14 protein-coding genes are annotated in these 17872 nt (G+C 73.3%); 7 read left to right on the forward strand and 7 right to left on the reverse strand.

Going from position 1 to position 17872, the window contains the following annotated elements:
* Positions 1-90: 90 nt before the first annotated feature.
* Together AB0M03_RS22145 and wecB are read right to left on the reverse strand one after the other, a co-directional pair.
* The gene (locus AB0M03_RS22145; RefSeq protein WP_363493416.1) at positions 91-1401 is read right to left on the reverse strand and encodes a glycosyltransferase family 4 protein; all 1311 of its coding nucleotides are present in this window, start codon (positions 1399-1401) and stop codon (positions 91-93) included.
* Between the two features lie 256 nt (positions 1402-1657).
* On the reverse strand, positions 1658-2776 hold the full coding sequence (gene wecB, locus AB0M03_RS22150; RefSeq protein WP_363493417.1) for a UDP-N-acetylglucosamine 2-epimerase (non-hydrolyzing): 1119 nt from the start codon (positions 2774-2776) through the stop codon (positions 1658-1660).
* A 197-nt stretch (positions 2777-2973) separates the two neighbouring features.
* On the opposite strand from wecB, the gene AB0M03_RS22155 reads away from it, so the two are divergent.
* From AB0M03_RS22155 to AB0M03_RS22170, 4 genes are all read left to right on the forward strand, one after another.
* Entirely contained in the window at positions 2974-5823 is a 2850-nt protein-coding gene (locus AB0M03_RS22155) for an O-antigen ligase family protein (RefSeq protein ID WP_363493419.1), read from the forward strand.
* Complete coding sequence (locus AB0M03_RS22160; protein ID WP_363493420.1) at positions 5820-7043, forward strand: glycosyltransferase; 1224 nt, start codon at positions 5820-5822, stop codon at positions 7041-7043. Before AB0M03_RS22155 ends, AB0M03_RS22160 begins: the two co-directional genes overlap by 4 nt.
* A 149-nt stretch (positions 7044-7192) precedes the next feature.
* Complete coding sequence (locus AB0M03_RS22165; RefSeq protein ID WP_363493422.1) at positions 7193-8002, forward strand: D-glucuronyl C5-epimerase family protein; 810 nt, start codon at positions 7193-7195, stop codon at positions 8000-8002.
* Positions 7989-9182, forward strand: coding sequence for a glycosyltransferase family 4 protein (locus AB0M03_RS22170; protein WP_363493424.1), 1194 nt, complete (start codon positions 7989-7991; stop codon positions 9180-9182). The genes AB0M03_RS22165 and AB0M03_RS22170 overlap by 14 nt, the downstream gene beginning before the upstream one ends.
* A gap of 132 nt (positions 9183-9314) precedes the next feature.
* Here the strand turns inward: AB0M03_RS22170 and AB0M03_RS22175 are convergent, their stop codons facing one another.
* Together AB0M03_RS22175 and AB0M03_RS22180 are read right to left on the reverse strand one after the other, a co-directional pair.
* Entirely contained in the window at positions 9315-9755 is a 441-nt protein-coding gene (locus AB0M03_RS22175; protein WP_363493426.1) for a PPOX class F420-dependent oxidoreductase, read from the reverse strand.
* Positions 9756-9786: 31 nt separating this feature from the next.
* On the reverse strand, positions 9787-11415 hold the full coding sequence (locus AB0M03_RS22180; protein ID WP_363493428.1) for a ubiquinol-cytochrome c reductase cytochrome b subunit: 1629 nt from the start codon (positions 11413-11415) through the stop codon (positions 9787-9789).
* Between the two features lie 123 nt (positions 11416-11538).
* Here AB0M03_RS22180 and AB0M03_RS22185 point away from each other — a divergent pair, with 123 nt between their 5' ends.
* Both AB0M03_RS22185 and AB0M03_RS22190 read left to right on the forward strand, forming a co-directional pair.
* A complete protein-coding gene (locus AB0M03_RS22185; RefSeq protein WP_363493430.1) occupies positions 11539-12201 on the forward strand; it encodes a TetR/AcrR family transcriptional regulator in 663 nt (220 codons plus the stop codon).
* A 154-nt stretch (positions 12202-12355) separates the two neighbouring features.
* Positions 12356-13582: an MFS transporter gene (locus AB0M03_RS22190; protein ID WP_363493432.1), complete on the forward strand. Its 1227-nt coding sequence runs from the start codon at positions 12356-12358 to the stop codon at positions 13580-13582.
* 19 nt (positions 13583-13601) lie between these two features.
* Here AB0M03_RS22190 and AB0M03_RS22195 read toward each other — a convergent pair whose 3' ends face one another.
* Positions 13602-14057, reverse strand: a complete 456-nt coding sequence (locus tag AB0M03_RS22195; protein WP_363493434.1) for a hypothetical protein — start codon at positions 14055-14057, stop codon at positions 13602-13604.
* Positions 14058-14343: 286 nt separating this feature from the next.
* On the opposite strand from AB0M03_RS22195, the gene AB0M03_RS22200 reads away from it, so the two are divergent.
* Positions 14344-15657, forward strand: a complete 1314-nt coding sequence (locus AB0M03_RS22200; RefSeq protein WP_363493436.1) for a hypothetical protein — start codon at positions 14344-14346, stop codon at positions 15655-15657.
* Positions 15658-15727: 70 nt separating this feature from the next.
* Here the strand turns inward: AB0M03_RS22200 and AB0M03_RS22205 are convergent, their stop codons facing one another.
* Positions 15728-17314: an MFS transporter gene (locus tag AB0M03_RS22205; protein WP_363493438.1), complete on the reverse strand. Its 1587-nt coding sequence runs from the start codon at positions 17312-17314 to the stop codon at positions 15728-15730.
* Positions 17311-17865: a helix-turn-helix domain-containing protein gene (locus AB0M03_RS22210; RefSeq protein ID WP_363493439.1), complete on the reverse strand. Its 555-nt coding sequence runs from the start codon at positions 17863-17865 to the stop codon at positions 17311-17313. Before AB0M03_RS22210 ends, AB0M03_RS22205 begins: the two co-directional genes overlap by 4 nt.
* Between the last annotated feature and the right edge of the window lie 7 nt (positions 17866-17872).

The raw sequence follows: 17872 nt of genomic DNA on the forward strand, positions 1-17872 counted from the left end.
CGTGGCGCGGGGGTGCTCGACGGCGGCGGGCACCCCCGCCGCCGTCCGCACCGTTTCCGCCGGCCGCCCGGCGCCGGCGATGTCCTCAGGTCACGTGCGTACGTCGGTGCCCGGGCGGCCCCCGGAGGGTTCGAACGGGTTTGAGACGGCGGTGAGGAACGCGTCGGCCAGTGCGGTCATGCCGTGGTTCAGGTACACCCAGCGGCGGCCGAGTTCGCCCATCCGTTCGCGCTCGGTCTCGCTCATCGCGGCGAGGGCGGACAGTGCGTCGGCCACGGCCGACGGCGACTCGGCCGGCACGCACAGGCCGCCGCCGGACTCGCGGACCGGGCCGCCCGGTGCGTTGCTCGCGAACAGCACGGGCTTGCCGGCCGCCAGATAGTCGAACAGCTTGTTACTGCTCAGGCCGTACTTGAACACGGCGACGTCGCGCACGCAGAACAGCGTCACGTCCAGTTCCGCCAGCACGGCCGGTACCGCCTGCTTCGGCACCGGCGGCCAGAACAGCACGTTGTCCAGACCGTGGCGGTCGGCGAGCTGCTGGCACGCGGCCTTCTCCTGGCCGTCGCCGACCAGCACGACGGCCACCTGTGCTCCCCTGGTGCGCAGTTCGGCCGCGGCCTCGACGACGGTGCCGATGCCGTTGGCCGGGCCGTGCGAGCCGAGATAGCCGGCCGTGAGAAAGCCGTCCTTGCGAAGGCGCCTGATCCGGTCGATCAGCTCGGAGGCCCCGCTGCCCGCGTCCGGTGGGTCAGGCAGGGCACGCCCACCGGTGCCGTCGGCCCCGGGCCGGTCGCTGATCCCGTTCGGCACGTAGTGGATCTTGTCTCGCGGGACGCCGCGGGCCTCCAGGTAGGCGGCGGCCCCGGGCAGCAGGCAGATCACGGCGGACGCCTGCCGGTAGGAGAAGGACTCGGCCAGCCGGAGCAGGCGGGCGGGCAGCCCGTTCGGGCGGAGGGCGCCCATGTCGATCAGGGTCTGCGGCCACAGGTCCCGCACCTCGACGACGAACCGGGCGCGGCGGCGGCGGGCCGCCAGCCAGGCGGCGAGCACGGCCGCGGGGTGGACCGACGAACCGACGATCACGTCCGGCCGCTCCAGGCGGCGCTGTGCCGGCAGCACCCGGACCGTGTAGGCGAGCATGTTGAGCACCCGCCGGTATCCGTTGCTCAGGTAGGGCGGTGTGCGGACCCAGAGGAAGCGGACGCCGTCGATGGTCCGCATGGCGGTCCTCTCGCCGGGCGCGAGCCGCTCCTCGCGTCTGCTGAAGTGGCTGAAGCTGCTGGCGAAGACGGTGACCTCGTGCCCGGCCGTGGTCAGTGCCCGGCCGATCTCGTAGTGCCGGGTGCCGGCCGCGCAGTCGGGTGGCGCGGCGTAGTGGTTGAAGATCCAGATCCTCATCCGGGCTCCTTCGTGGATACTCCCGGTTTCAGCCGGGGGCGAAGCTCCCGCGCGTAGCGGGGCAGGGAAAGTCGCGCCGTCGCCAGGGCGGTACGGCGTCTTGGCGGGTGATCGCCCACGCGCGGTCGCGATCCGACGGCGTCTTCTGTGGGCCGTGACGGCCGCTCACGTGGGGCGGCCTGCGAGTTCCGCTTCTACCCGGACGATATGCAGGCGGCCGAACCGTCGCGCAGGTTCGGGTGTGTCCGGGAGGAAGTCACGTCGTCGTCAGGGCTGCGGCCGGGGGCGCGCCGGGCGCGGTTGCGGCGCCGGCCCGTGAGGCCAGCGCGGCGATGATCCGGGCGGCGGCCCCGCCGTCGCCGAACGGGCTCGGCGGCTCACCGGCGGGCCTCGGCCGGGCCACCGCCGCCGGCAGGTCGCGGAGGTCGGGCACCAGGACGTTCCAGCCGTCGTGGAGCGTCTCCGGCCATTCCGTTTCGGCGCGCAGGGTGGAGCACGGGACGCCGAGCGCCAGTGCCTCCTTCTGCAGGCCGCCGGAGTCGGTGATCAGTCCGCTTGCCCCGGCCAGCGCGGCGATCATGCTCCGGTAGGGCAGGGGGTCGACCGCGCGCAGTGCTCCGCGTGAAAGGTCGATGCCGAACGCGCGGCAGCGGGCGGCGAGCCGTGGGTGCACCAGTAGCCAGACCGGCTGTGGGCAGGCGGCGAGCGCGGCCACGACGGCGGCCAGTCGCTCGGGATCGTCGGTGGTGGCCTGCCGGTGCACCGTGGCGAGCAGGTACGGACCGGGGCTCTCGGTGAGAAACGGGGGCGGTTCGTCCCCGCGGGGCCCGGCGGACCGGTCCCTGACCGTCTTCAGTGTGTCCAGCATCAGATCGCCGACGAGTACCGCGCGGGCGTCCAGGCCCTCGGCGGCCAGGTTGGTCATTGCCGCCGCGGTCGGTGCGAGCAGCAGGTCGGCCAGGTGATCGGCGACGATCCGGTTGCGTTCCTCGGGCATCCGCCGGTCGAAGGACCGCAGTCCTGCCTCCACGTGCGCGATCGGCAGGTCCCTCGCGGCCGCCGCGAGGGTTCCGGCGAGGGTGGAGTTGGTGTCGCCGTAGGTCAGTACCCAGTCGGGACGCGCCTTGGCGAGGACCGGAGCGAGCCCGGCCAGCATCCGGGAGGTCTGCTCCGCGTGCGGGGCCGAGCCGACTTCCAGGTTCACGTCCGGCGCGGGGAGGCCGAGGTCGTCCAGGAATGCCTGGGACAGCAGGTGGTCATAGTGCTGTCCGGTGTGCACGATCAGGTGGTCGTCGCCGCGCGCGGCCAGCTCCCATGCGATCGGGGCCAGCTTGATGAGCTGTGGACGCGTGCCGACCACGCTGAGCACCTTCACGATGGCTTCTCCCTGTCGCGCCGATCACTTGTGCCGGTGCGCCACCCGGTGGCACACGGCTGTGCCCCGGCTCGCCCGGCAGCCGAAAACAAATGCTACGGTGCGTGTTCGTGCTATGACAGTGTGTACACGCCGAGGGAATACCCGTCGGCTTTCCTGCTCCTGTCCCCGATGACGATTCCGGAGGCCATTTCCTGGTGCGGCGAATCATCGAGAACCTGCGCTGCCGGCTGCCCGGGATGAGCCCCGCCGTGCTCGGCGGTACGCTGACGACCCGTCTGCTGGCCACGGCGATGAGCTTCGCGGCGGGCGTGATCGCCGCCCGGGGCCTGGAGGTGCAGGACCGGGCAATGCTCGCCCTCATGGTCTCCGCTCCGGCCGTTCTCAGCATTCTGACGGTCCTCGGCGTGGACAACGCCAATGCCCGGTTCGCCGGCACCTCGCACACGGCGTTCCGTCAGATCGTCCGGGGGAGCCTGGCGTTCTCCCTGATCGCCGGTTCGGCAGCCGCCGGGCTCTGGCTGCTGCTCGGTCATCGCTGGCCGGTGCTGCTGCTCGGCCTGCCGTTCCGGTTCGCGTTGCTCGCGGCGGCCATGTGCCCGGTGACCCTGCTGACCACGCTGCTCGGCACCGCGGAGATCGGCCGCGGCCGGGTCATGACGTACTACCTCGCGACCGCGCTCCCCTCGCTCTGCTACCTCGCCGGAGTCGTCGGCCTGCGGGCAACCGGATCGCTGACCGTCACCAGCTGCTTCCTGGCGGCACTCGCCGGGCATCTGGTGGCGGCGATCGCGCTCCTGGTCGCCGCCACCGTACGCGTGCACCCCGACGGCGAACGAGTGCCGGCCCGGGCCTTCGGCAGCTTCGCGCTGAGGGCCTATCTGCCGAATCTCATTCACTACGGGATGCTGCGCCTCGACGTGCCGGTGATCCAGCTCCTGGCCGGGTCCACGGCGGTCGCGATGTACGTGGTGGCGTTGCCGGTGGCCGAGGGAATGCTCCTGATGCCGACCACGGTGGCGCTGATGATCTTTCCCCAGGTGACGTCGGGTTCGGTGGACGTGCGCGCGGTGACCCGGATCACCCGGACCGTCCTCGGCGTCGCCGCCGTAACGGCCGCCGCGGCGGCGGTGGCCGCGCCCTTCGTGGTTCCCGCGGTCTACGGGGCACCGTACGCCGCGGCGGTTCCGGTGATCTGGGTCGTCCTGCCCGGGTTGGTGCTGTTCAGCGCGGGTCGCCCACTCCAGGCCTATCTGGCGGCCACGGACCTGCTCCGGCCGGTGATCATCGCGACCGCGCTGGGTGCCGTCGTCAACGTCGTGCTGCTCGGGGCGTTGACCGCCTCCTTCGGTGCGGTGGGTGCCGGTGCCGCCGACTCGGCCGGATTCCTGGTGTTCACCGTGTTGCTCGGCCGCGCCGTGCGGTCGCGAGTCCGCTCCGGGCACGCCGCCGGGAAGCGGCCGGCGGCCGTTCGGACGCCGGCCCCGTCGGTACGGCGAGAACAGCGGGAGCCGAGAACCCGACCGGCTTGGGCCGCGCTGACCGGGCTGGTCGGCGAGGGACGCCGGCGCGCGCACTCGTGGCGGGCGGCGGGCGTCCTGGCCGGCAGGGCGCCGCTGGCCGCGGCGGCGCTGCTGGCCGCGGCGACGGTCGGATATCTGGCGACCGCACCCAGCCCCGTAACCATCGCGAGCGGGCTGACGGTCCTCGTGCTGACCTGCGCGCTGACCCCGAACGTGGGCCTCTACACACTCGCGGCCGCGATCCCGCTGTCGCAGTCCGCCGTCGGGTCTTCGCTCATCACCTCGAACCGGCTGGTCGCGCTGATGCTCGTCTGCCTGCTCAACCGCGCCCTCACGGGCCGGGAGATCGTCAGGCCGAGGCCGGCCGGCGCACTGATCGCCGTCGGCACGGTCGGCTGCCTGGTCGCCGCCACCGCCGTGGCCGGCGGCACCACTCGGTTGGGCACCGGGACCTGGCAGTACCTGCTGCTGGCCTGCGCGCCGCTGCTGCTGCTGCCGCTCGTCGCCGGACCCGGGCCGGCACTCGACCGGGCGCTCTTGGTGTTCTGCGGCGGCAGCGTGGTCCTTGCCGTGATCGAGATCGTACGGACCGACTCCGTCTTCGCGGCCCGCACGGACCTCGCCGCGGCGGACAGCGCCGTCCTGGCCATCACCCAGCCGGGCATCGCCAACCACAACGCCGTGGGCGCGCTGTTCGTCATGGCGGCGGCCGTTCTGCTGGCGCGCTTCCAGACGATCCAGCCGCGCCTGCACAGGTGGGCGATCGGCGGCGGAATCGTCGTGCTCACCATCGGGATCGCGTACTCGTTGAGCCGCGCGGCGTATCTCGCCGGCATTGCGATGATGGTGGTCTACACCTATCGCCGGGCGCTGCGCGGCGTCCTGGCGCTGGGATTCGGCGCGGCCTGCCTGGTACCGCTGATGCCCGCCGCGATCGCGGCCCGGTTCGGCCTGGTGCTCGGTGGCAGCACGCTGGACACCGACTCCGCGGTGCGGCTCGATCTGTGGAGCAGCGCGCTGCGGATGTTCGACGCGCACCCGCTCTTCGGCGTCGGCTATCTGAACTTCGCCGGACAACTACCCGCCTTCTATCACGCTACGGGTCACTACAACGTGATGTTCCTTCAGTTCCCCCTCCTCGACTTCGCCCACAACACCTACCTGACGGTGCTCTCGCAGACCGGACTGGTGGGCGCGGCCGGCTTCGGCTCACTGGTCGCGCTCGGCGTCCGCCGGGCGTGGACCGCGCTCCGATCGGGTGATCATGCGGGTGAGGCGGCGCTCCTGGCCATGGTCGGCACGGGGATCTGCTCGATGTTCGGCGAGGTGTTGCTGGTCCCGACCCTGCTGTCCGGTCTCGTGCTGATCGTCCTCGCCGCGAAGCCGGCAGCGGCCGGCGAACCGGTGACGGCCGGCAGACTGGTGCCGGCCGACAGATCGGCAGCGGCCGGCAGACCGGTGACAGCCGGCAGACCGGTGACGGCCGACGGACTGGTGCCGGCTCCTGGTCAGGTGACGCGATGAGGCGGCCGGAGAGCGGGAAGCCGCCGCTGCGGATCCTGCAGATCACCTCCACGGCGGTCGGCGGCAGCTGGTTTCACGACCAGGTGCGGGGCCTGGCCGAGCTCGGCAACGAGGTGTGCGCGGTGTTGCCGCGCGAGGGTCCGCTCGCCGACCGGCTGCGCGAGATCAGCGGTGTACGGGTGGAAATCATTCCGTTCGGCCTTTCCCGACGGATCAGGCAACTGCCCGGTCTGCTCCGCGCGCAGTGGCAGCTGACGCGATTCGTCAGGGAGTACCGGCCGGACGTCATCCACTCGCATCTGATCATCGCGGTGCTGGCCGGTCGGGTGGCCTCGGTCGGCTGGCGGTCCGCGCTCGTGGTGTCCCAGATCCCGGGCCTGGTGCATCTGCGGATGGCGCCGTTCCGCATCCTGGACCGGCTCTCGCTGCACCGGGACGACCTGGTGCTCGGATCGTGCCAGGAGATCGCACGGCGCTATCGGGCGATGGGCGCGCGGACGGTCGCGGTCAGCTACTACGGCTGCGACGTGCACCGGTTCGATCCGGCCATGCCGCCGGAACCGTTCCGCCGGGAGTTCGAGATCAGCGACGGCACACCGACGGTCGGCATGGTCGCCTACATGTACCCGAGCACGTTCCGGGACTTCCGGGAGATCGGCGTCAAGGGGCACGAGGTCTTCATCGACGCCGTCCCGCTGATTCTCCGTCAGCATCCGGGCGCCAGGTTCTTCGTGGTCGGCGACGAACTGATCGGGGACGGGAAGTACCGGCGAGAGCTGGAGCGCCGCGCCGCCCGGCTCGGCGTCGCCGACCGGATCCGGTTCACCGGCTTCCGTTCCGACGTCAGCTCGGTCATGGCCGGGCTGGACGTACTGGTGAACCCGTCGATGGACGAGTCCGCGTGCTACACGGTGGTGGAGGCGTTGCTGATGCTCAAGGGCGTCGTCGCGACCAATGTCGGCGGCCTGCCGGACACCGTCCGGCACGGGAAGACCGGCCTGCTGGTCCCGCCGGCCGATCCGGTCGCCCTGGCGCAGGCCGTAGGCGAGCTGATCGCCGACCCTGCGGCGCGGCGCCAGCTGGCCGACCGCGGCCGTGAACTCGCACTCCGCCAGTTCGACATCGCCGGGACGGTGAACCAGGTGAACGAGCTCTACCATCGGATGTCGGCCACGCCGGCGGCACGCAGGCGGCTGCGCCGCCCGGAGCACCCGGCATGAGGGGCCCGACGGCGGGGCCGACGCTGGCGGGACTCGCCCGCAAGGCGGCGCGCGACCTGCGACGCCCGAGCTTCCCGGTCGACGCGCCCGCGCGGCCGGGCGGAATGCCGCCGGGCTTGCCGGACAGGTACCCGCTCGACCTGAGGCCGATGACCGCCGGATCCCTGCTCGACCACGAGGGCTTGGTCGTGACGCGCACCGCGACCGGCGATACGTACCGCAACCCCGTCTCGATCAGCCTGTACGCGCTCGGCCGGCACACCGGCGCACTCGCCGCCGACCGGTCCCCCGCCGACCGGTCCCCGGCCCTCCAGCCGCTGCTGACCCAGGCCGCCTGGTTGCGGGCCGCACAGGACGGCAACGGCGGCTGGCGCTACCCGGTACCGGTACCCCGATACGGGGTGCGCCCCGGGTGGTACTCCGCAATGGCCCAAGGCCTGGCGGTATCCGTGCTGCTACGCGCGCACGCGGTCACCGGCGAGCGCTCCCTCCTCGACGCGAGTGAGGGCGCGACAGAGCTGATGCTCCGGCCGCTGGCCGACGGTGGCTGCGCGGACTACGACCGGCAGGGCCGCCCGTTCCCCGAGGAGTGTCCGTCGGACCCGGCCAGCCACATTCTCAACGGCGCCGTCTTCGCGCTCTTCGGCCTCCTCGAACTCGGCCGGGCCCAGCACCGCCACGCCCACCAACCGATGGCCGACCGGCTCCGCGACTCGCTGACCGACTTCGACCTGGGGTACTGGACGAGATACGACCTCCGACACAGTGCGCCCGCCACTCTCGCCTACCACTGCCTGCACGCCGCGCTGCTGACCGCCGCCGGAAGGGTGCTCGCCGACCCGCAATGGCTGACCGTGGCAGCGCGCTGGGATCGCTACACCCGCAGCCCGGCCGGACGGCTACGGGCCGCAATGGGCAAAGGCCGCTTCGTACTGAGGGAGTACCGTGCCGGATCCTGACCGAGGCCGGCAGCGCCCCGGTGGCGGCCCCGCGCCGACCGCACCGCTGCGCATCCTCCTGCTCGCGCCGGCCGCCTCGGCGCACACACGCCGCTGGGCCGACGATCTGGTCGCGCGCGGGCACACGGTGTCCGTGTGCAGCTGGCACGATCCGGGTCCCCGTCCCGCCGGCTGGCGAGTCGCGACGGCACCCGCGGCCGGATCATGGTGGCCGTGGCGGGCGGTGCGCGCGGTCGGCTGGTTGCGCCGCGAGGCGCGCAGGGCGCGTCCGGACGTCATCCACGTGCACTCCCTCGGCATCCACGGCGCGATGTCCCTCGCACTACCCGCACGGACCGCACCGCGCCTGATCACTCCCTGGGGTTCCGAACTCCGCGCAGCGAACCGGCATCCCGGCCGGACGCTCGTGGCCTGGCTGGCCCTTCGCAGGGCCGCCCGGGTCGTGCCGACCTCCCACGAGGTCGCCCGGCACGTGGAGCGCCGGTACCGCATCCCCCGAGCCCGGATCACGACCCTGTCCTGGGGAGTACCAGACGCACTGCTGGACGCCCAGAACGACACCGGCCCGGGACCGGTTCGCGCCAGGTACGGCATTCCAGCAGGTGCCACGGTCGCCCTGTCAATCCGCAGCACGGCCGAGGTCTACCGAACGCACGAGATCGCGGCGGCCTTCACCCGCGCCGCCCGCGTCCGGTCCGACCTCTTCCTCGTGGTGCTCGCCGGTCACCGGCCCGCCGACGCCGAAGCCAGACGCGCACAGCACCACTACCTCGCGAGGGTGCGTAAGCGCATGGCAGAACAGGCCGGCCGGGCCATTCTGATCGAACAGCCGCTCAGTCACGCCGAGATGTTCGGCCTGATGCGCGCAAGCCACTTCGCGATCTCGGTACCCCGGAGCGACCAACGCAGTTCATCGGTCCTGGAAGCGGCGGCTGCCGGCTGCCGCCTGCTGCTCTCCGACATCGCGCCCTACCGCGAACTGGCAGCGGACGGCCTGCTCACGGACCCGCTCCACGACCCGCTGGAAGCCACACTGGCCGACGCGCTGACACATGCACAGCCGCTGACCGCCGACGACCGGCGGGCGAACCGGGAACTGATCGGCCAAACCGAACGCGGCTCAGTGAAGATCGCGCAACTGGAGCGGCTGTACCGCGACTTGGCCCGGCCGTCAACTTGACCCAACCCTGATGTGGAGCGTTTTGCCAAGAGGGCATGCTTGTTCTGTGCTTCCCCTCGTGCGCAGGGTGGTGCCGTCGGGCAGGTCAGTGGTCAGGGTCTTCCCCGCACAGGGGTCGGCGACGAGGACGACCTAGTTGGGGCTGTGCCACGTCTGCGGCAACCAGGGGCGGCTGTGGGGGAGCGGGGTGGGGTCGGCGAGGGTGATGCGGATGCCGACGGTGCCGGCGAGGCCGACCCGGAGGCGGCTGCGGGTGAGGGCGAGCACGGCGGTGAGGCCGTACTTGTCGATCAGGGAGCTGCGGTAGCGGGCGGTGCGGTCGGGGTCGCAGAGCACTGCGCGGGCGGGCAGCCGCAGGCCGGCCGGGCGGCCGTACGGGTCGCAGACGGCGACCAGCACGTGGGACCTGCGGCGGACCTGGCGGACGGCGTCGGAGTCGACGGGTGCCCAGATGCCGAGGGCGGGGCCGTCCGGGACGACCCAGGTGGCGGCGGTGGCGGTGGTGCCGTCCGGGCCGAAGGTGGTGAGCAGGAGGCGCCTGGCGTCGGCGAGGCGGTCGGGCGGGTGGCTCATCGTTCCCCCTTCGTCGCTGCGTGTCGCAGGCTCAGTGCCCGGCGATCTCGCGGTACTCCTCGGCGGTGGGCTTGGTGATCTGGCCGCCGGGCCCGTACCAGCTGCGGGAGAGGGCGGTGCGGAGCCGGGCGGGTGCGCCGGCCCGGCGGGGGAGGCCGTCGGCGTCGGTGCGGGGCGGGAGTTCGGCCGGCCGGTGCTGGTGGTGGGCGGTGAGCCGGTGGCGTTCGGCGGGCGTCAGCGGGGTGTGCGACTCGGTGTACTCGCCGTGCGGCAGCCGTACGACGATGCCGGTCTCCCGGCCGTGCAGCACCTTGTCCCGGTCGCGGCGCTGCAGCCCGAGGCACCAGCGGCGGGTGACGGCGAAGACCGCGACCGGCACCACGAGGACGCCGACCCGCACCGCGTAGGTGATGGTGTTCAGCGACAGGTGGAGGTGGGTGGCGATGAGGTCGTTGCCGCCACCGGCCAGCAGGACCAGGTAGAGGCTGATCCAGGCGGCGCCGAGGGCGGTGCGGACCGGGGCGTTGCGCGGCCGGTCCAGCAGGTGGCGCTCGCGCCGGTCGCGGGTGATCCAGCCCTCGAGGAACGGGTACGCGGCGATCGCGCCGAGCACCACGGGCAGGCCCAGCAGCGGGACGAGGACGCCCGGGTTGAGCGTGTGCCCCCACAGACCGATCTCCCGGCCGGGCATGATGCGGATCAGGCCCTCGGCAAAGCCCATGTACCAGTCGGGCTGGGCGTCGGTGGACACCTGGTCGGGGCGGTACGGGCCGTACGCCCAGATCGGGTTGACGGTGGCGATCGCGGAGACGGCGGCGATGACGCCGAGCACCAGGAAGAAGAACCCGCCGGCCTTGGCCAGGTAGACCGGCATCAGCGGCATGCCGACGACGTTTTGCTCGGTGCGGCCGGGCCCGGCCCACTGGGTGTGCTTGTGGTGGAAGACCAGGATCAGGTGTGCCACCAGCAGCGCCAGCATGATGCCGGGGATCAGCAGCACGTGGAGGGTGAAGAACCGCGGCACGACGTCCGTCCCCGGGAACTCCCCGCCGAACAGGAACATCTGCAGGTACGTGCCGGCCAGCGGGACGGCGAGGACCGCGCCCTCCATGAAGCGGACGCCGGTGCCGGACAGCAGGTCGTCCGGCAGCGAGTAGCCGAAGAAGCCGTCGAACATGCCGAGGGCCAGCAGCAGGAAGCCGAACAGCCAGTTGATCTCGCGCGGCTTGCGGAAGGCGCCGGTGAAGAACACCCGCATCATGTGGACGAACATCGCGGCGACGAACACCAGTGCCGCCCAGTGGTGGATCTGACGGATCAACAGGCCGCCGCGCACCTCGAAGCTGATGTCCAGGGCGGAGGCGTACGCCTCCGACATCCGGACGCCCTGCAGCGGAGCGTACGGGCCCCGGTAGACCGTCTCGGCCATGCTCGGCTCGAAGAACAGCGTCAGGTACACCCCCGTCAGGAGGATCACGACGAAGCTGTAGAGGCATATCTCGCCGAGCATGAACGACCAGTGGTCCGGGAACACCTTGCGGATGTTCGACCGGGCGAGGGCGTAGAGCCCGAGGCGGCCGTCCGCCCAGTCCGTGGCGCGCTGCGCCCGGCCGGGTGCCCCGATGGCGCCGCGCCGGTCGGTGGTCTGAGGGTGGGTCATGGCGTCTCCCCGTGGGCGAGCGGGCGTGGTCCGGCGCTTAAACGGGGAGTGTTCCCCGCTTGGCGGTCACACCATAGCAGTAACGGGGAGTGCTCCCCGTTTCTGCTTGTTAGGGTGGTGCGCATGGCAGACGCAGGGCGGCCGGCGCCGCAGCGGAGGGACGCGCGGCGCAATCGCGAGGCACTGGTCGCAGCCGCCGCCGATGTCTTCGCCGAACTCGGCCTCGACGCCCCGCTCGACGTCATCGCCCGCCGCGCCGGCGTCGGCAACGCCACGCTCTACCGGAACTTCCCGACCCGCGGGGACCTGCTCGGCGAGGTCTTCCGGTCGGCGGCCGCCGTCCTCGTGGAGGCGGGCGACGAGGCCCTGGCGGTCGAGGACGCCTGGACGGCGATCGAGGGCTACTTCACCCGGATCTTCGACCTCGTCGACGCCAATCCCGGCTTCAACGACCTGGTCACGATGGCCATCCCGAGCGTCCCGGTGCTCGCCGAGATGAGCCGCCGCAATGCGGAGACCGTCGGCACCCTGGTCGCCCGGGCCCAGGAACAGGGCACCATGCGGCGCGACGTCGTCCCGATGGACCTGCTCTTCCTGCTCGGCCCGCTCTGCCGCGCCGTGCCCGCCGCCTCGGGCCTCCGTCCGGGCCTGTGGCGGCGCTACCTCGCCCTGCTGCTGGACGGCTTCCGCACTCCCGCCGCCCATCCGCTCCCCGAACCCCCGATCGGCGACGACCGGCTCGACCAGCTCTTCGCCGACCTCTGGGAGGCCGGCGAGGAGGGCTGACCGGCCGCCAGTACGGCGGTCGGGCCCGAACGGCTGACGCCCGGTCATGCGGGAGGGCCGCGGGTGGCAGGCCGTCCCGGAACTCGGGCGCCGCCTGCTAGAATGCTCCCGTTGCCTTCGGCGCACCCAGTGGATGCGTTCGGAGGCTTTTTTCATGCCCACCGACACCCCTGCAACCCTCCCGCCCACCACCCCCGGCTACCGCGCCCTGCTCCGCAACCGCCAATTCGCCGGGCTCTGCACCGGCTTCACCCTCACCGTCGCCGCAAGCACCCTGTCGGGCCTCGCACTCGGCACGCTCGTCCAGCACCGCACCGGCTCCCCGTTCCTGACCGCCGTGAGCATGTACGGCGCCACCTTCGCCACGGTGCTCGGTGCCCTCACGCTGATGTCGCTCGCGGACGGCGCCCGGCCCCGCCGCACCCTGGTCGCACTCCAGGGCGCAGCGGCGGCCGGCGCGGCACTCCAGGCGGCCCCCGGACTGCCGCTGGCGGCCAGGTTCGGCCTGCTCCTGGTGCTGGGACTCCTCCAGTCCCTCGGCACGGGCACCCGGATGGGGCTGCTCGCCGAGACCGTGCCGTCCTCCGCGTACGCGCCCGCGCGGTCGCTGATGAACATCACCTCGGGCGTCACGGCGATCCTCGGCTTCGCCGCCGGCGCCCTGCTGCTGCGCTCCCTGGAGCCGCAGGGCCTCTTCCTCCTCGCCGCCGCCCTCACCGGGCTCGGCGCGGCGGTCACGGCGGCGACCGTCCGCGAGCGCCCGATCCGTCCGACCCGCCGCCCCGGACTCCGCACGACGTGGACCACCAACACCGCACTCCTCGCCGACCCCGCGCGGCGGGTACTGCTGGTCAACCTGTGGGTCCCCAACGGCCTGGTCGTCGGCTGCGAGGCCCTGTTCATCACCTGGGCCCCGGACCACGCCGGCGCGCTGCTGGCCGCCGGATCGGCCGGCATGCTCCTCGGCGACCTCGTGGTCGGCCGGCTGCTCACCGCCGGACAGCGACGCCGCCACGCCTTCGCCCTGCGGCTGCTGCTCGCCGTCCCGTTCCTCCTCTTCGCGGCCCACCCCGCGCTGCCCGTCGCGGCCGCCGCGGTCTTCGTCGCCAGTACCGGCTTCGCGGCGACCCTGCCGCTGCAGGAGCAGTTGCTCGCCCTGACCCCTGCTCAGGTCCGGGGACAGGTCCAGGGCGTCGAGTCCGCGGGCCGCCTGGCCTGGCAGGGCATCGGCGCCGCACTCGCCGGCGCACTCGCCCAGTACCTGACCCCGGGCCCCACGATGGCCGCCCTCGCCGCGGTCTCCGTCCTCCTCACCGTCACCACCCGCCCGTCCGTGGCCCGGGCAGGCGTCGCCCCGGCCGTCACGGTGGAAGCCGGGTGACGGAGGCCCGGGCGGCGGCTCACAGGGCGATCGGACGGTACGCCAGTGCCGCGTCCACGACGGCCTCCGCCGAATCGCCGACCCCGGCGGGCGGATGGAACACCAGGTCGCCGATGCCCGGATGCGGCAGGCTCGCGGACAGCAGTCGGAGGTAGTACTCGGTGTCCGGCCCGCAGACTCGGACACGCCGGACGAGCTCCACCGCCTCGTCCCGGGTGAGGTCCGGCACCCGGGGCCAGGCCGGGCGGGCGGCCTCCCGTGCGAACTCCTCCAGGCTCCGCCACCCCTCGTACTCGGCGAAGTCGGCGGCCCGGTAGGTGTGTCCCGTCCGCTCGTTGAAGGCGGCGATCGCCGCCGCGGCCTCCGCCCGGCGGCCACCGAGCACCAGGTCGCCGATCCGCTCGATCGCTGCCGAGAGCTCGCGCAGGCGCTCGGCCGGGACGGACGGTGGCAGGAGTTCCGGACGGAGTTTCACCCGGTCATCATCCAGTACTCAGGAGGGGCCGGGCAGACCGGTGGAATAACCGATTGCCGGGCGGGGAGTCCGGCCGGGATGATCGTCCGCATGTGTGACCACGACCGGAAGGGCGGCTGCCGCCCCCACCGATGACCGCCGCCGTGCCGCCGCCCCGGAGGGTGGCCGGCACCGCGTGCGACCCGCCGTCGGACCTGCCGTCGGCGTGCCGTCGTGTCCCCGTTCCCGCCGCGAGGCCCACCCCGGCGGGACGGGACGTGCCCGCCCGTCGACCCCGAGGAGCAGCATGAACAAGGAACTGTCCGAGGCCCGGGAGCTGTTCGAGTCCGGCGATGTGCCCGGCGCGATCCGTACGCTCCGCCGCGCCGCCGACTCGCTCGCACCCGCCGAGTACGCACCGCTGACCGGCCGGCTCGCCGAGGCGACCGGCTTCGACGACCTCACCGAGGCGGCGGCCGGTGTCACGGCCTCGCCCGACCGGCCCGAGGCGCTCTACGCCTTCGGCTACGCCTGCATCGAGCGCGGTGTGTCGGCGCTCGCCGTCCCCGCCCTGCGCGAGGCCCTGCGGCTGGCCCTGGTGCCGCGCCGCAGTGGACTGTTCGGCCGGGCGGCCCGCCGCGGCATAGAGCCGCAGCAGGTCCTGCTGGAGCTGGCCGTCGCGCTGGAGGACGAGCAGCGGCACGCCACCGCGGTGGAGCTGCTGGCCGAGCACGACGGCCTGCTGACCGACTGGCCGGGCCGCTACCTGCTGGTGCACAACGCGCTGATGGACGGCCGGACGGACGCCGCCGCACGGGTGTTCGCGGCGCTCGGCGAGCCCTCGGACACCTGGCGCCCCGCCGCGGACCGGGTCCGCCGGACCCTCGACCGTGCCCGGGACGCCGCCCCGGCCGACCGCCGCGACCTCCGCGGCTGGCACTACACGCTGACCGGGGGAGTGCTGGCCACCCTCTCGCCGTACGGCTTCGAGGCCGGCATGACCGGCCGGTGGGCGTACTACGGGGACGGCTTCGACGCCTGCCGCCGCGGGCTGGACCGGCTGGGCGTGATCCTGACGGCGGCCGGACATCGCCCGGGCAGCGTCGCCCTGCTGCCCGACCGCGGCAGCCGCGCGCTCGGCCTCGCCGCCGCCCGGTTGCTCGGCCTGCCCGCCGCGCCCTACCGGCCCGGCACGCCGGATGCCCTGGTGGTGGCGTACGACCTGAACGAGTGCGACCAGGACCTCGCCCGCGGGCTGCGCGAACGCGCCCCGGGCGAGGTGCTGTTCGAGCACGCCACCTGCTGGACGGACACCCCGGCGGTCTCCGCCGACGTGTCGACGCTGCTGGTGCAGCACGTGGTCGCGCCCTGGGAGCCGTCCCTGCGGATCGGTGAGAACGGCACTCCCGAGCGGACCCCGGCCGACGGGCGTTCGGCCGAGGAGCTGGCCGAGGAGATCTGCGCGGCCGACCCGGAGCCGGACGAGGGCGACGGCGAGACCCCGGCCGATCCGGACGAACTGCTCGCGGCCTTCACCGCCAAGGTCCGCGGCAGCTGGCTGAGCGGGGCCCGGGACCGCATCCGCTCGGCGGGCCCGGTGGGCAGCTCGAAGTTCGGCTGACGCCGGGGTCGTACGCAGTCGGGTTCCCCGCGCCCCGGGTGGCCCGACTGCGTCGACGGCACGTCCTGGGTCAGTGCACCGGCTCGTGCGTGCGGGGCGCCGGCCGGGCTTCGGCCGGGGCCGGGTGGCCTTCCTCCCGGCGGGCCGGCCTGCGGGTGCGGAGCAGGATCCAGGAGGTGGCGGCGGCGGTCAGGAGCAGGGCGGCGGCCAGCCAGGCGGCGGTGTTGACGCCGTGGACGAAGGCGAGCTCGGCGCCGTCCAGGAGCCGGGTGCCGAGCGGGCCGGGCAGGGCGGCTGCGACGTCGACGGCGCCGCCGATCGACTCCCGGGCCTGGGCGGCGCCCTCGGCGGACACCCCTTCGGGGACGGTCAGGGCGCCCGCGTAGATGGCGGTGACGGCCGAGCCGACCAGCGCGATGCCGAGGGCGGTGCCGAGTTCGTAGGCGGTCTCGGAGACGGCCGAGGCCGCTCCGGACTTCTCGGCCGGTGCCGAGCCGAGGACGAGGTCGGAGGCGAGCGTGTAGACGACGCCCTCGGCGGTGCCGGCGGCCAGGAACGAGGTGCCCAGCAGCAGGTAGGCGCTGTCCCGGTGCAGTAGGCCGAGGACGGCGATGCCCGCGCCCATGGCGAGCAGGCCGGCCGTGAGGGTGGCCCGGGTGCCGAACCGGCGGGCGGCCCGGGCGGTCAGCAGGCCGCCGGCCACGGCGCCGGCGAAGGCGGGGAGTTCGGCGATGCCGGCGGCCAGCGGCGACATGCCGCGGACCAGCTGCAGGTACTGCGACATGAAGAAGATCACGCCGGAGAGGCCGATCAGCGAGGTCAGGGTGGCCACCACGGCCGCGGTGAACCGCCGGTCGGCGAAGAGCCGGACGTCCAGCAGCGGGGTGTCCAGCCGCAGCTGGCGGCGGACGAAGAGGACGAGTGCGGCGGCGCCGACCGCGAAGGACGCGGGGATGCTCCAGTGCGTGAACGGGCCGTGCGCGGCGGCCTCCTTGACGGCGTAGACCACGCCGATCACACCGGCCATGGAGAGCGCGACGCTCGCCACGTCCCAGCGGCCCGGCCGCGGGTCGCGGGACTCCGGCAGCAGCCATGCACCGAGGGCGAGCAGCAGCGCCAGCACCGGCAGGTTGAGCAGGAAGACCGAGCCCCACCAGAAGTGCTCCAGCAGCACGCCGCCGACCAGCGGGCCGAGGGCGGCGCCGGCGGTGGCGCCCGCGCCCCAGATGCCGATGGCGGTGGCCCGCTCCCGGGCGTCCGGGAAGAGCGCGCGGATCAGGGACAGGGTGGAGGGCATGATGGTGGCGCCGGCGACGCCGAGCAGGGCGCGGGCGAGGATCAGCCAGCCTGGGCTCGGGGCGTAGGCGGCGAGCACCGAGGCGGCGCCGAAGGCGGTGGAGCCGAGCAGCAGCAGGCGCTTGCGGCCGATCCGGTCGCTGAGCGCGCCCATGCTGACCAGCAGCCCGGCGAGGACGAAGGAGTAGGCGTCGCCGATCCACAGCAGCTGGGTGCTGCTCGGGCGGAGCGTCCCGCTGATGGACGGGATGGCGAGGGAGAGCACGGTCGCGTCGAGGGCGACCAGGGTGACGGCGAGGACGAGGACGCCCAGGCCGGCCCAGCGGTGCTGTGCACGGGCCTGGACGTGGGTGCCGGTCATGAGGGTTCCGATCTCCTGAGGGCTCCGCCGAGGAAGAGCTCGGTGAGCGAGTACGCGCCGTCGCGGGGGGCGAGCCGTCCGTCCTGGACGGCCCAGCCGACGCCGGCGACGAGGTCGAAGAAGGCTTCGCTGAGCCAGCCGGCCGAGAGTTCGATCCGGAAGACGCCCTGCTGCTGGCCGCGGAGGAAGAGCGCGCGGACGCGGGCGTCGTGGGTCTCCCAGAGGTCGTTGATCTCGGGGTCGTCGTAGAGCTGGTTCTCGCCGGCGAGGAAGGCGCACAGGGCGGCGTCCGGGACGACCGCGTCGACCAGGCGGCGCAGCGCGGTGTCGGCCGGGCCCTCCTCGATCCGTGCGGTGTCGCAGGCCTCGGAGAACTTGCGCAGGCTCAGCATGCCGACCTCGCGGATCAGCGCCTCGCGGCCCGGGAAGATCCGGTGCAGCGTGGCGCGGCTGATCCCGGCGGCGCGGGCGATCTCGTCGAGGTGGGCCGTGGGGCGGCGCGAGAGCACGCCGACGGCTGCCTCGAGGACGGAGTCGCGGTCGGTAGCCATGAGCCGA

The sequence above is a fragment of the Kitasatospora sp. NPDC051914 genome (genome assembly GCF_040680995.1).
In the GTDB taxonomy this organism is placed as follows: Bacteria; Actinomycetota; Actinomycetes; order Streptomycetales; family Streptomycetaceae; genus Kitasatospora.